We start from the raw sequence: 13766 nt of genomic DNA on the forward strand, positions 1-13766 counted from the left end.
CGGCATTGCCATCCTGATTGCGCGATAAGCACGTGCGTGGGACACTGCTTGCGCGCGATCCGTCGTCGATATTCCAGTCGAAGCGAGCCGTTCCGCCGTCCTTTTCAGCTCTCCGGGTCCTTGTCTCCAAACCCTGTCCCCATGTTTCATGCCACTGCCTTCCAGACCTGGCACCACCGCACCGACACCGCCGAACGTGCGCCTGTGTTTCCGGACGGCTGCCGGGACGTGTTGATCGTCCGTGAAAAGGGAGGGGCGGAAAAGATCATTCTGACGGAACTGGATTTGCGGCCGCGGGTGGCGGAGCTGGCTGCGGGGACGGAGATCACCGGGTTCCGGCTCCGTCCCGGGGCAGTGGTTGGACAAGGCGTGCTGGCAGAGCTTCGGCGGGACTGCGGCCGTGCGGAGGAAGTGCTTGGCAACGAACTGGCGTCGGGAAAGGCGGCAGGGAAGGCGGCAGGGAAGGCGGCGGACGAGATCATCCTGGCGCTGGTCGCTCCCGGGGCAAGCGTCGAGAGCGTCGCGGCGGAGCTCGGGGTGTCGCGGCGCACGCTGCAGCGGCAGGTCAAGGCGCTGGGACTGCCGGCCCCGGACTATTGGCGGCTTCTGGCGCGGGTCCGGCGGGCGGCCGGGCTTCTGACGTCGGGACTGCCGCTGGGCGAGATCGCGTTTCTCTGTGGTTTCAGCGATCAGGCGCACATGACCCGGGAGTTCCGGCGCTGGTTCGGGCGGACGCCCGCCGAGCTGAAGGTTCTCCCGGATCTGTTGGTGCTGTTGTGTCAGCCCGCGCTGGGCAACTGGACCGGCGAACAGATCTCGACCAGATAACCGAACGGATCGCGGACATAGGAGGTCGTCTGGCCCCAGGGTTCCTCGCGCACGTCCTGGACCAGTGTTGCGCCGGCCTCGACAGCCTTCTTCAAGGCCGCGGGCACGTCGTCCGTCTCGAAAGCGAGTTCGAAGACCGGTTTTGCCGGGTCCGCCGTACCGGGCGTCTTGCCGAGCTGTTTCATCAGCGTCTTGGAGGAAAAAGCCAGCTTGGTCTCGCCGGTTGCCAGTTCGCCATAGTCGCCGCTCTCATGCAGGAACAGGCGTTCCAGTCCGAGGGCGCGCTCGTAGAAGGCAAGTGCGGCGGCGACGTCGTCGACGTAGAGAATCGTATATCTGAATATCACGGTTGGCTCCTGGGTGTTGATCCGCAGGTCTTGTAAACGCCGGCCCACCGCCTGTCTTGAAGGATCGCGACAGCTTTATACCAACCGCAATTAATAGGAACCCATCTGACCGCGTTTGGAGACTGTTCGGTAAGGAGCAGATTGCAGGGCGATCGGGGTATCGTCCAAAATCTGCGACGCGGCAGAACAGCCTCCAAACGCGGCCTTCGGTGGCCTGTTCCGGCCCGCCGGACGGCGTTGCGCCGCTTGAACGGCCAACCAGGCCGTCCTGCGCAACGCGCCTTGCCGGCAAACCGGAACAACGACATCAGATCGGTTCCTATTAATTGCGGTTGGTATTAGTCCTTCAGGATGCCGGCGAGCAGCTTCCGGGTCGCCGTCTCATAGGCCGTACGGTCTTCGCCGTTGGCGATGGCCAGCGCCGCCCGGTCGAAGGCTGAGGAAAGCAAGTCGGCGAGCGGTTCAAGGGGAATGTCCTTCAAGGCGCCGTGGCTGGCGGCGTGGCGCAGGCCTTCCAGAAGCGTGGCGCCGCCGGTGTCCCGGTCGATCTCCGCCATTTCGGCAAGGCCCAGAACGGTCGGGCCCTCCAGCAGCATGATCTTCGCGCGGCCTGGCACGGACATCGCCGTGAAATAGGCGCTGGCGCCGGCCATGAATGCGTCCAATGGCGTCTGACCGGTGTTTGTCCCGGCGTCGATATCCGCCGCAACAGCTTCGGATTCCCGGCGCACCAGCGCCCGCATCAGGTCCGCCTTGTCGGCGAAGTGGTGATAGAGCGCACCGCGCGTGACATCGGCTGCCTTGACGATTTCCGGCGTCGCAGTTTCCGCATACCCCTTGTCGACGATCAGGTCTCGCGCGGCGTTGAGGAGCGCCTTGCGGGTTTCCGCGCGCCGTTCTGCCTGGGTCCTGCGCGGGGCCGGGGCAGGGGAAGCGGGTTCTGTATCTTGCATACATGCAGCCTGTATGTTAATTGGAACTTACATGCAGACTGTATGTCTTTATCCCGGGGTTGGAAAGCCTTGGCACGCGCTGGAAGACCCTTAAGCAGGAGATGAGCGATGAAATGCACACAATATTACCCGGTCCTGATGACTTCAGATGTCGCCGGGACGGCCCGGTTCTACCAGGACAATTTCCGCTTCAAGGTGGTGTTCGAAGCCGACTGGTACATGCACTTGCAGTCCGGGGAGGATGACAAGGTCAACCTGGCAGTGCTCGACCGGAACCACGAGACCATTCCGGAAGCGGGCCGTGGCAGGGGAGCCGGCGGGCTGCTGCTCAATTTCGAGGTCGAGGATGTCGACGCGGTCTTCGAAGCGGCCAGGGCCAACGGCCTGCCGATCCTGCAGGAGCTGCGCGACGAGGCCTTCGGTCAGCGTCACTTCATCACGCGGGATCCGGACGGCGTCCTGATCGATGTCATCAAGCCGATCCCACCGAGCGCGGACTTCCTGAAACAGTTCGCCCCGGAAGCCCTGCCGGCCTGACAATCCGCGATCGTGCCGCGCTCAGGGGCGAGGGAGGTCTTCCACCGCCGTAAACCATCCCGGGACCCGGCATGGCAAAGGCATGACCGGTTCCCGGTCATGCCTCAGACCATAGTCAACAACTGCGTTGACGACGCCAGAAAGATCGTGCCGGTGGCAGGCAAAACGCGGTCAGGATGTTATCGGCGGGCAGGAGCTGTTCTGTTCGGCGCGGGATTTGAGACCCTGCAGGCTCTGCATGGTGTTCGGGTTGCCCGGCAGAACGAAGCTCTGCTCGAGCGCCGTGCGGACATTGTTGATGACCGCAAGGTCCTGGACAGCGAGGGTCTCGCAGGGTGTGCCGGTGAAGCGCACGCGGATGCGGATCACGCGCTGGCCGTTGTCGGAGGGGCCGAACTCGGAATCGAGTGCCGGGTTCTCGCCGAGCATCGGCCGCTCCAGAACCACCATGTTGGGCTGGTCCTGCAGCACCACGGTGCCGCGTTCCTGGGCGCTGGATGTCAGCGCCGCGCGCACGGCCGTTGGATCCGCGGCGATTTTGACCGACTGGGCACCGGCCGGAACGCTGAGCTGCGGCTGGTCGCTGACGGAAGAGCGTTGCGACGAGCCGGACTGGCAGGCGGCGAGGGCAAGGGCGCTCAGGCTGATGAAAAGAAGACGTCGCATCGGCTGTTCCGGGTTCTCAATGGTCACTTAAAGGGCACGTTCTAATCTGGCTTGCAGTCAAATAACAACAGGCGGTCTCGGTGCCGCGGCATTTTTCCGGCAAAAGACTGACACAACACCCCTAACGAAGCCTTGTGTCGGAACTTGGATGCTCAACAACTTCCGCCACAGGTTTTAAAAACTGTCGCCGGTCTTGAACCCGCCGCCGCCGAAGCTGCCGCCGCTCTTGAACCCGCCGCCGCCGAAGGTCTTGTTGCCGCGCGAACCGCCGAACCCGCCCATGGATTTCGGCAACCCGGATCCGCCCGGAAAGGCGACCTGGCGCCCGCGCGGCTTGCGGCGCTTGTGCGCCCGCTCGGCACGGGACCAGTATTCGGCGCCGGTGATCGCGCCCTTGACCAGTTCGCCAAGCAGGACCGTGGTCAGCCTGTCGTCGGAAAACGTGGATTCCCAGCTGCCGTAGCCCCTGGAGCGGAACCGCTTGATGACATCGGCCAGTTCCGCGCGGCGGCGGCTGATATCGCGCTGCAATTCCCTGTCCTGACGGATTTCACGGGTGATCTGTTCGACCCGTTCGCTCAGGTCCTCGATCCTCTGCACGATCTTTTCGTCGTCGGGCGAGGGGGTATCGAGGGCGGCCCGCCACAGGTCGTTGAGGTCGTCCGCCTGCAGGGAGACCGACAGGTGCTCTTCGGCTTTCTGAAAGTCCGTGTCCTCGCCGCTGGCAAACTCCGTGAGCGCGCCGGACAGGGTCTCGATCCGCCGGTCGAGCTTGTCGAGGTCACTGTCGATCTGGTCGATGTCGCCGCTCAGGTCCTCGATCGTGCCGACCAGGTCGGATCCGGCGGCATCGGTCATCGCGTTCCGGCTGAACTCGGCCAGCTTGGCCTGTTCTTCCTGGGCGACCTCCGCGCAATGCTGCGCGTGCCTGGCCATGCGTTCGGGGATGCTGGTCAGCATGGCGTAGTTCGCACGGGCGTCGTCAAAACGGATCAGCCCAGCGACCCAGCGGTCGAGCGAACGCACCAGGCCGCGGCGCTTGTAATCGGGCGTGCCGTAACCGCATTGCCAGAGATAGACAAACAGCGGGTCGGCGTCGTAGGCCTTGCCCTTCTCGAGGCGGTCCTGCTCGGAGGTGGCGGCCTTGGTGGCGGCGGCTTCCGCGGTGGCCAGGGCCGCCTCGGTCCGGTGACGCTGGGCCTGGTAGGCCTCGTCGTCTTCCAGACGGCTGTCGACGGCCTCCATCAGCTCGTCCATCTGGTTTTCCGCGGCGTCGCGGGTGTCGTCGAGCCCGGCGCGCTTTTTCTGCAGCTGGGCGCGCTCGCTTTCGCACTGGCGCAGCTGATCGGTCAGAACCTTGAAATCCGCGTTGCGCTTGTCCAACAGCCGGCGCGCTTCCCGGGCGGCGCTGTCGAGGCGCGTGTTGAGCGTGCCCGCGCTGTCGGTGTCCAGCCGGAAACGGGCAAGGTCCCGGTAGGCTTCGCTTTGCCGCTCCTGAAGGTCGGTCAGCGCACGGGTCGAGCGCTCGATGCGTTTGCTCAGCTCGGCTTCCTCGCGGCGCAGGTCGGCAAGCGACTGCTCGATGGTGCCCAAGGTCTGGCGCCCGGTCAGCATGCGGGTTCCTCCAGCGCGAATGAACGGTTACCGCTGCCTACCATTTCGTGATCGCTCCGTCCTGGACACCGCTGCGCCACTTGATGTCGAGCTCGCCGCGCCGCTTCTGGCCGAGCACGCCCTTCTGGACGATGCCGTCTTCCATCTTGTCCTGCCGGACCGCGTTGTAGATGGTCTCGGAGACCCGCTGTCCCCACTTGTCGACCCGTTCCGCCTGACTGCTTTCCTCCGAGAGGATTTCCCGTTCCAGAACATTTCCGTCCGGGTCGATGGCTTCGACCAAAATGTAGTAATTCTGGGTGCTGGTGTTGGCCTCGGGAATGCGTTCGACGCCGGTCGGGACGCCTTCTCGCGAGATGATCCGAACCTCGAAGACTTCCTGAAGTTGACCGGTCAGCCTGCGCAGGTCCGTTTCGGCCTTGAACGCGGCGTCGTTGCGGCCGTCCGCGAGTGCCAGGCGGCCGTCCTCTGCCAGGCTTTGCGCCTTGGCCCCGATATCGGCATCATCCGACAGCGACCCGATCCGCCCGACCAGCTCCGAGTAAGTGTCCGGCAGGGCCTGCAGGCGGGCCAGAAGCTCGGCCTCTGCCCGATCGGCCGGCAACTTGATGAGGAAGAACCACGCGGCAGCGCAGACGATCAGCACGGCGGCCACCGCGGCAAGCCATTTCGACCAGGTGCCCCGGGAGATGTAGATCATCGCCAAGGTGCGCTGGAAGCCCGAAGATGGCGGCGCATAAACGAAGCGGTCCCGTTTCAGATCCTCGACGCCGGCCTTGAGGATGTGATCCGGCACGTCGATCCCCTGAGAGGCATAGACCTGGCGCAACCGCTCGATCATGGCGGCGTCGCGGGCGTCGGATTTCAGCTCCCGGGCGACCTGCCCCTCTTCGTGACGCAACGTGTCGACCACGTCCATGGCCATCATCAGGTCATCGAGACTGGCGTCGGATTTGCTTGCCATCTACGGGTGTCTTCTCCAGCGGGGCGGCTTAGAGGGCCTGCCCCTGTGCGGTCAGCTTGGCGAGCCGGCGCTTGCCGTCCTCGACCGCGTTGCGGATTTCCTCGGAATTCTTGGTCGACATCTCGCGCATCTCGTTGATGATCTCGCGGGAATGGACCTGAAAGTTCACGACGCTGTCGACCAGCTTCTTGACCGAAGCGGCCGCGACCGTCGGGCCGTACCCGGCCTTCAGGGCCTCCTGCTGGACCGTGTCGCCGATCTCCGCCAGCGTCTCCAGGCTCTTGTTGATGCCGTCCTTCATGGCGTTCAGCGTTTCGGTGGATTCATGCAGGCCCTGCAGACCGGTGAAGGACGCGTTGAGCGCCGTCAGAACGGATTCGTTGGTCGAGAAGAAGCTGACCGACTGGGCGTAGACCCGTTCCTTGGCATTGGTGGTCTGTACAAGGCGCGCCATGATCACTTCCGACGTGTTGTAGCCGACCGTCAGGTTGTCGGAGAGGTCCTTGGCGATCTGGTAGCGCTTGTCCTCATCCTGCATCTCGCGCAGCTTTTCATCGCGGGCCAGCTCGAGCCGGGCTTTCTGTGCCGGGTCGTCGCCGGCATAGGCTTCGACCTCGCCGGAGGCCGCTTCAAGGGCCGCCTTGGACGCGCCGAGTTTCTCGGTGGCCATGTTCAGGATCTCGAGCGCGGTCACCTCGGCCTGCTTCAGCGCGCCGCGGAAGTCGCGATAGGCTTCGAGGATGGTCTGTTCGCGCTCGATCTGGTCCTTGGTGGCCCTGGCAACATCCTTGTAGGTGCCGCGGATGTCGTCGAAACGGTCCGAAATGGTGCCGCGGCGCATGTCGCGCCATTTGTTGGAAAGGTTCTCGGTGAAGGAGATCCTGCCGTCGGCCAGCTGGTCGACCAGGGCCTTGGCGTCGTCGCGGATGGTGTTGAAGGCCTCGGTGATTTCCTCGTAGCGCTCGCCGATGTCCATCTGCCGAACCTGGGTGCGGACAACCTCGTTGAAATTGGATGCCTGGGCGAGCGTGCGCGAAATGATCAGGACCTTGTCGGGGGAGAGATCGGAGATCTGTTCCAGAAGTGCGTTGATCGGGGCGTCCGCCTCGCTCTCCGGCGTGATGCCGATGTCGCGCAGCGTCGACAGGGCCCGATCGAGATACTGGAGCGGGGAGAAACCGCCGGCCGGCGCCGTTGCATTTTCGGGTGTTTGTGAAGCTGGCGCGTCTGTCATGTCCTGACCTCCTCGAAAGACGGCGGCGTTCAATCAGCAAGTGTGCCGCATCGTCCTGTAAATCTCTTATAGGGGCATGTTAGGGCAGGCTTACGCCGCTCTGTCAACGGCTTGGCGCCGATTTCGGCCCGGGGCCGGACAGACATCCGAGCCTGTTGCGGAAAATCAATAGGATGCTTTTGCGACAGTGTCATTTCGATCGCCTGCAATATCCGTCAGGCCGCGCGACAGCCCCTGCCGGCCGGTGAACAGGCGGCATCCTGCCGGTTTTGCTCTTCCCGGAAAAGACGGCTAGCCTGATGGCGAGTCCGTTGCTTGAGTGTCTCCCAAATTTCGGCCTGTCGGGGACACCGGACAACGTTGCGACTGATCACGAACTGGCTGGCATTCATGTTTCCTTTCACAACGGTGTTCTGGCAGGTGCTCAGGGGTGCCATCATGCTGCTCCTGCTGACATGCGGCCCCTTGCAGGCGCAGGGTGAAGATGCGGGGCCACCGGCGGCACCCGCCGGGTCGACCGATCTGTTCGAGCGGACCACCACGGCCCTCCAGGACCGGGTCGTGTCTGCCAACACACTGGAGCAGCTTCGCACCCAGCTGGTGGCGGTGCGTGACCGCAACGCGGCGATCGTCAACCGGGGAGACATTCGCGCAAGCGCCCTGGAGGCGCAGCTGGAAAGCCTCGGGCCGCCGCCGCCCGAAGGACAGGTCGAGGCGGAGGAGATCGCGGCAAGACGCAAGGAGCTGACAAACGCGCTGGCCGAGGCAAACGCTCCCGTGCGCCAGGCCAACGAGCAGCTCGGCCAGGCCGAGTTCTTCATCCGGCAGGTGGACAGGCAGCTGCGGTCCCGGAAATTCGACACGCTGCTGTTGCGCTATCCCTCACCGCTGTTTCCGTCGACATGGTCCGCCGGCATCCGGGAGATCTCCGATTATGTGAAGAGATTCGAACGTGATGTCGCCAGCGAGCTGGCCCGTCCGAGTATCTCCAAGAAGCTGAACGAGACAGTGCCGCTCGCCATTGGTCTTGCGGTCTTCGGGTTGTTGTTCCTGACGGTCCTGCAGCATCCGGTCTCCAGGGCGCTGAAACTCTACTGCAACCGGCCGGCCACCGGTATCAAGGCGCTGCTCCTGGGACTGACCTACAATGCCAGCTTCATCGTCCTGCCGACCATTGGGGCGGTGATCCTGATCTCCGCCTTTCCCGTCCTGGGCATCTATCCGAATTCCGCGCGCACAGCGACCCTGGCGATACCCGCGATGGCGCTCTTCCTGATCATCGCCAACTGGATCGGTCATACGCTTTTCGCGCCCGGTCAGAGCCGCTGGCGCCTGCTTGACCTGGACGAGCGCGACGCCCGGCGCGGATTGCGCCTGTGCCAGGGACTTGGCATCTTCCTGACGCTCGAGATCGCCCTGGAGGCGCTGCAACGGGACAACACCTTAAGCGAGGCCACCGTCTCGGCGCTGTCCGCGCCACCCCTGCTGCTGGCCGCGGTGCTTTTGTGGCTGCTGGCCGGCGTCATACGCTCCAGCGAGGAAGACGCGGTGCACCAGGTGGCGGAACCGGCCCAGGAAGATGACGAGGAGATAGAAGAAGCCTATGTCAAACCTCAGGAATCGGGGTTCCTTCTGTTCCTGTCGCTGTTGATGAAGGCCTCGGCGATACTGGCGGTCTGCGTGACTCTGGTCGGCTATGTGCAACTGGCCCGCGCCGCCATCATTCCGGTGATCATGACGGCGGCACAGCTTGGCATCGGCTTCATGCTCTATCACTTTGTCCTGGTCATCGTGAAAACGGCGATGCGGCGTGAGGATGACGCGCCGCCGGTCTTTCTCTCGATGGGTCTGATCGTCGTCCTGACGCTGATCTTTGCGCCGCTGATTGCACTGACCTGGGGTGCGCGCGGAACGGACATCGTCGAGGTCTGGCGTCTCTTCACGGAGGGCGTGCAACTCGGCGATATCCAGCTGTCCCTCGACAGCTTCATTGTCCTGGTGGCGGTGTTCGGGATCGGCGTCGTGCTCACCAGGTGGCTGCAGAACCTCCTGAAAAACACCGTGCTGCCGCAGACGCGCATGGACAAGGGGGCCCAGAATGCGATCGCCACCGGAACGGGCTATGTCGGCCTGACCCTGGCGTCGCTGGTCGCGGTGTCCACGGCCGGTCTCAACCTTTCCAGCCTGGCGGTGGTCGCCGGGGCGCTGTCGGTCGGCATCGGCTTCGGCCTGCAGACCATCGTGTCGAATTTCGTGTCCGGGATCATCCTGCTGATCGAACGGCCGATCAAGGAAGGGGACTGGATCGAGGTGTCCGGCCAGTCGGGCTATGTGCGCAAGATCTCGGTCCGGTCGACCCGGATCGAAACCTTCGACCGTCATGACGTCATCATTCCGAATTCGGACCTGATTGCCGGCACCGTTCGCAACATGACCCTGAGCAACAAGCAGGGGCGGCTGATGCTGCCGGTGCGGGTCGCCTATGGCAGCGACCTGGACAAGGTCAAGGCGATCCTTCTGGACGCGGCCCGCGGGCATTACACCATCGCCCGCTACCCCGCGCCCTTTGTCCTGTTCACGGGACTGGGCGACAGCGCGCTCAATTTCGAGCTGCGCTGTTACCTGAAGGACGTCAACAACATCCTGACGACCCAGTCGGATCTCATGTTCACCGTCTACAACGAACTCGGCAAGGCAGGCGTGGAGATTCCGTTCCCTCAGCGCGACCTGCACATCAAGGACGTGGACAAGCTGGTCACGGCCCTGGGAGCAGGGAAGGGGGCCGAATTCGCGCCGGCCTCGTGAAGCCCGTCAGCCAAGCGCGGCGGAAATCCTCGCCGCCAGCCGCGCGTTGTTGCGCACCAGGGCAATGTTGGTGTCGAGGCTGCGGCCGCCGGTCAGGTCCAGGATGGCGCCGAGCACGTAAGGCGTGACTTCCTTGCCGCGGATGCCGTCCTTTTCGGCCTGCGCGATGGCCGCATCGATGAAGCCGGTCATTTCGCCGCGCGGAATTTCGTCGGCTTCCGGCACCGGATTGGCGATCAGCACGCCGCCATGATCAGCGAAGTTCTCGCGCATCTTCAGAAGCGCACCGATCTCTGCCGCCGTGTTCAGGGAATAGGGCGCTGCGAGACCGCTCTCACGCGACCAGAAGGCCGGCAGTTCGTCCGTGCCGAAGGCAATCACCGGCACGCCCCTGGTTTCCAGCACTTCCAGGGTCTTCGGGATGTCGAGCAAGGCCTTGGCGCCGGCGGAGACGACGCAGACCGGCGTGCGGCCGAGTTCATCGAGATCGGCGGAGATGTCGAAGCTCCGCTCCGCACCCTTGTGCACGCCGCCGATGCCGCCGGTGGCGAACACCTTCAGGCCCGCCGCGTGGGCGGCCATCATGGTGGCCGCGACGGTGGTCGCGCCATAGCGGCCGGTGGCGAGCGCGAAGGTGAGGTCGGCGCGCGAGCATTTCATCACGTCTTTCGCCCGGGCAAGACGGTCGAGATCGGCATCGGACAGCCCGATCATGATCTTGCCGTCCATCAGGGCGATGGTCGCGGGAACGGCACCCTCGGCGCGGATGTCGTCTTCCACCTGGCGGGCGGTCTCGACATTTTTCGGAAACGGCATGCCGTGGGTGATGATGGTCGATTCCAGCGCGACCAGCGGCTTGCCGGTTTGAAGGGCGTCCCGGACCTCGTCGCTGTAGACGATCAGGTCCTCAAGAGCTGCGGAGGAGGCAGTGGCGGTCACGGCGCGGGCCTTTCTTATTCTCAAATTCCGGCGTTTCCGGCCGGGTCTGTCCTGCCGGTCTTATAGGCGCCGGGCTTTCGGGCGCCAAGGCCGGAATTTGTCCGGATGGTCAAAAAGATTGCAGGGCGTCCCAACTGAGATCCTCTGCCAGGGCGCCCGTGCTGGCGAGAGTCAGGGCGGCGGCGGCAAGACCATAGGGCACCGCGTCGCCCAGAGTGGTGCCGCGCGCAAGGGCTGCGATTGTCGCCGCCATGAGCGCGTCGCCGGCACCGGTCACATCGACGATCCGGGTGACCTGCGGCGTGAAGCGGCTGATTGTCCCGTCGTCCAGAACCAGAATATCGGCCGCGCCGCTGGTCAGCACGAAGCGGCGCAAACCGGTCTGCGCCAGTGCCGAGGCGAGAGCTTCCGGGGCGGTCTCACGGTCAAGTGCGGTCAGCGCGGCGGCTTCGCCGCGGTTCAGCATCAGGCATTCAAGGTCACCCAGCAACGGCTTCAGGCGCGGTGCCTTGGCATCGGACACCGCATTGGCGATCAGGCGGTGCGATCCCAGACGCGCGCCCAGCCGGACCAGCATCGCCTCCGGCAGATTGGCATCGACGAACCAGATCGTTTCCTTCGGCAGGGTGCCCAGGAGCTCGTCGATAATGCCGTCGAAGAGATCCGGCGGCGCTTCGGCGAGGACACGGTCGTCGACACAGGCCGCCGTCAGGGCGCCGCTCGGCCCGTGCAGGGCGAGATACTGCCCGGTGACGAAGCCCGGCCGGGTCCTGACCGCGAGGCGAATGCCTTCGCCCTCCAACTGACCCGTCAGTGCCTGTGCCGCGCCGTCATCACCGAGGGCGCCGACCAGCCGTGTCGGCACGCCGAGGCGCACCAGGGCACGCGCCAGGTTGGTTGCAACCCCGCCGGGCCTGGCACTGAGCCGGGCCGGGGTCGAGGTTTCCGGCCGGATCGGCTCGCGCGCATGGGCGATGGTGTCATGATGGATCGCGCCGACAGCGACGACCGGGCAGGCGGGTGAAGTGGTCACGTCCGGAACAGGGCTCTCTCTGGCGGTCCGTGGGCTCCCGGAGGCGGGATCTTGCGGACGCTGACATGTCTGACAGGCGGGCTAGCAGATAAGCGGGAGGGCGGCAACCGGTTCGGGCGGGCGGATGACACTGTCAAAGCGGAACGTGCTAGGACGGATGGCGGATCACACGCCGCCCGTTTTCCGCATCGCTGCCTCTTCCTGGGCGCGCTGTTTGGCGGCAAGCTGTTCCTTGATTTCGGAAAGATCGCCCTTGGGTGTTTTTGGGTTGGACGGGTTGTCCGGGATCAGCTCGACCAGGACCGGGTTCGGGTAGTGGTCAAGGGTGGCGCCGGAGACGCTGTCGACACCGACGCCAATGACGCCGCCGATCAGGACATTGCCCGCCATGCCGGCGACACCGCCCGGAGCGACCTTGGTGCCCACGTGTATGGTCTGGGTCTTGTAGCCGTCCTTGGAGACGGTGACCGAAAACTCCTGCTTGCGGGAGACCTGGAGCGAGCATGGCGACGTGTTGCAGGTCAGGCCGATCGACGTGGCGATCTGCGCCCCCTCGGGCGAGGCATAGACCATCACGGTTTCATTGGTGCCACGCGTGGCAGTGGCGCAGCCGGCCAGGCCGAACGCCAGTGCGGCGCACAGCAAATTGCGAATTTTCATGGTGTTGGCTCCCCAGCCGGTTTCCTCAAGAGCTGCTATCTCTAGACGAAATGCGGCCGGGGGCACAATCGATTTTTCGCGTCTTGGTTGTTTCGTTGGTGCCCTGTTGGTGCCTTTGGCAACGGTCTGCGGCGCTCAAACAATCGGTGGTGAGAATGCGTGGTTTGAAGGCTTTGAAGCCAGCCTCGAAGCACGCCCGGTGACTTGAAGCGCGCCTGACCTGAGACCCGAGGTTCCTCCGTTTTGGCGCGGAGCCCATCATGTATGCGAACTATCTCCCTGCATTCGATGGGCAATTCCATGTCAGGGTTCTTCGACGTCCAAAACCGATGCACCGTCGCTGATTGTGTTCTCGATCAACGAGAGTAGTTCACTGCGAATGTGACCGCTCCGGGCACTGTACAGCCCAATGCGCTTCATCGCCTGACGGACATTGATGTCCCGGCCCAGGAATTCCAGCGCCACCTTGGAGGCGCCGGGCTTTCGGCCGCGCCGGGTCGGGCCGCCGGTCTGAATACCGACCAGAATGTCGAGCCGGTTGCGGTGGCTGGGATAGAGCGTTGCCTGCGTGATAGAGTTCACTTCGAGCGACTCGTATTCCAGAATGTAGATCCGGTCGGCAAGGTAGAATATCGCGCCATCGTATTTATGCATGCCACGCGACCGGCCGGTTTCCTGGTCGCGCAGCAGTTCGATGTTTTTCCAGTAAAAGCGCTCGTCTTCCTTGTAAATGGACACCAGCGACCGGATCACCTGCCCCGGATTGCTGAAGGAATAGAAGTAGCGGAAATAATAACCGACGTATTTGTCGAGCCCCTGGCTACGCTGATAGAGCCTATCGAGATGGCGCAGGGGTTTCTTGAGTTCTTCCTGCTCCATCGGTTTTCGTTTGAGCGATACTATGTTTTCGAATTGCTGCGGCTCCATGAGCAATTCAGACTCGGACACACCGAAGAAATCGCAGATCCGGCGCATGTTGTGGCGTGAGGGGTGGGAAGCGCCAGCCAGGTATTTGTTGAATTGCTGTCGGTTGATCTGGAGCCTGCGGCAGACCTCCGCAATCGACGAATGATAGCCGCACAAAAGGGCTAGGTTTGTTCGCAACTCGTCGGACATGATGAAACGTAAGTTGAAGTCATTTTCGCGTCAAGTCGCGAAATCGAGCGAAGTTGTGTCGTGATGAACG

General features: G+C 63.7%; 13 protein-coding genes. 3 read left to right on the forward strand and 10 right to left on the reverse strand.

All coding sequences use genetic code 11. The features are described from left to right. The first annotated feature begins 141 nt into the window (after positions 1-141). Complete coding sequence (locus O6760_RS18585; protein WP_269581202.1) at positions 142-828, forward strand: helix-turn-helix transcriptional regulator; 687 nt, start codon at positions 142-144, stop codon at positions 826-828. On the opposite strand, the gene O6760_RS18590 is transcribed toward O6760_RS18585, so the two are convergent. Both O6760_RS18590 and O6760_RS18595 read right to left on the reverse strand, forming a co-directional pair. Further along, a complete protein-coding gene (locus O6760_RS18590) occupies positions 780-1175 on the reverse strand; it encodes a VOC family protein (RefSeq protein ID WP_269581203.1) in 396 nt (131 codons plus the stop codon). The genes O6760_RS18585 and O6760_RS18590 overlap by 49 nt on opposite strands. A 338-nt stretch (positions 1176-1513) precedes the next feature. Then, on the reverse strand, positions 1514-2128 hold the full coding sequence (locus O6760_RS18595; protein ID WP_269581204.1) for a TetR/AcrR family transcriptional regulator: 615 nt from the start codon (positions 2126-2128) through the stop codon (positions 1514-1516). Positions 2129-2236: 108 nt separating this feature from the next. On the opposite strand from O6760_RS18595, the gene O6760_RS18600 reads away from it, so the two are divergent. Further along, positions 2237-2665: a VOC family protein gene (locus O6760_RS18600; protein ID WP_269581205.1), complete on the forward strand. Its 429-nt coding sequence runs from the start codon at positions 2237-2239 to the stop codon at positions 2663-2665. A gap of 171 nt (positions 2666-2836) precedes the next feature. Here O6760_RS18600 and O6760_RS18605 read toward each other — a convergent pair whose 3' ends face one another. The 4 genes from O6760_RS18605 to O6760_RS18620 form a co-directional block, all read right to left on the reverse strand. Beyond that, positions 2837-3331 carry a hypothetical protein gene (locus O6760_RS18605; protein ID WP_269581206.1) on the reverse strand — a complete coding sequence of 165 codons (495 nt, stop codon included), beginning with the start codon at positions 3329-3331 and terminating at the stop codon, positions 2837-2839. 174 nt (positions 3332-3505) lie between these two features. Beyond that, positions 3506-4945 carry a hypothetical protein gene (locus tag O6760_RS18610; RefSeq protein ID WP_269581207.1) on the reverse strand — a complete coding sequence of 480 codons (1440 nt, stop codon included), beginning with the start codon at positions 4943-4945 and terminating at the stop codon, positions 3506-3508. Between the two features lie 37 nt (positions 4946-4982). Then, on the reverse strand, positions 4983-5909 hold the full coding sequence (locus tag O6760_RS18615) for a DUF6384 family protein (RefSeq protein ID WP_269581208.1): 927 nt from the start codon (positions 5907-5909) through the stop codon (positions 4983-4985). Between the two features lie 28 nt (positions 5910-5937). Further along, positions 5938-7143, reverse strand: coding sequence for a cell surface protein (locus O6760_RS18620; RefSeq protein ID WP_269581209.1), 1206 nt, complete (start codon positions 7141-7143; stop codon positions 5938-5940). A 390-nt stretch (positions 7144-7533) separates the two neighbouring features. On the opposite strand from O6760_RS18620, the gene O6760_RS18625 reads away from it, so the two are divergent. After that, a complete protein-coding gene (locus tag O6760_RS18625) occupies positions 7534-9948 on the forward strand; it encodes a DUF3772 domain-containing protein (protein ID WP_269581210.1) in 2415 nt (804 codons plus the stop codon). A gap of 6 nt (positions 9949-9954) precedes the next feature. Here O6760_RS18625 and O6760_RS18630 read toward each other — a convergent pair whose 3' ends face one another. The 4 genes from O6760_RS18630 to O6760_RS18645 all read right to left on the reverse strand — a co-directional run bounded on the left by O6760_RS18630 (position 9955) and on the right by O6760_RS18645 (position 13696). Next, the gene (locus O6760_RS18630; RefSeq protein WP_269581211.1) at positions 9955-10887 is read right to left on the reverse strand and encodes a pseudouridine-5'-phosphate glycosidase; all 933 of its coding nucleotides are present in this window, start codon (positions 10885-10887) and stop codon (positions 9955-9957) included. A gap of 109 nt (positions 10888-10996) precedes the next feature. After that, the gene (locus O6760_RS18635; RefSeq protein WP_269581212.1) at positions 10997-11920 is read right to left on the reverse strand and encodes a PfkB family carbohydrate kinase; all 924 of its coding nucleotides are present in this window, start codon (positions 11918-11920) and stop codon (positions 10997-10999) included. 165 nt (positions 11921-12085) lie between these two features. Next, positions 12086-12580: a translation initiation factor 2 gene (locus O6760_RS18640; RefSeq protein WP_269581213.1), complete on the reverse strand. Its 495-nt coding sequence runs from the start codon at positions 12578-12580 to the stop codon at positions 12086-12088. 303 nt (positions 12581-12883) lie between these two features. Beyond that, a complete protein-coding gene (locus tag O6760_RS18645) occupies positions 12884-13696 on the reverse strand; it encodes a helix-turn-helix domain-containing protein (protein WP_269581214.1) in 813 nt (270 codons plus the stop codon). Positions 13697-13766: the final 70 nt, after the last annotated feature.

The organism is Roseibium sp. Sym1 (assembly GCF_027359675.1).
Lineage (GTDB): Bacteria > Pseudomonadota > Alphaproteobacteria > Rhizobiales > Stappiaceae > Roseibium.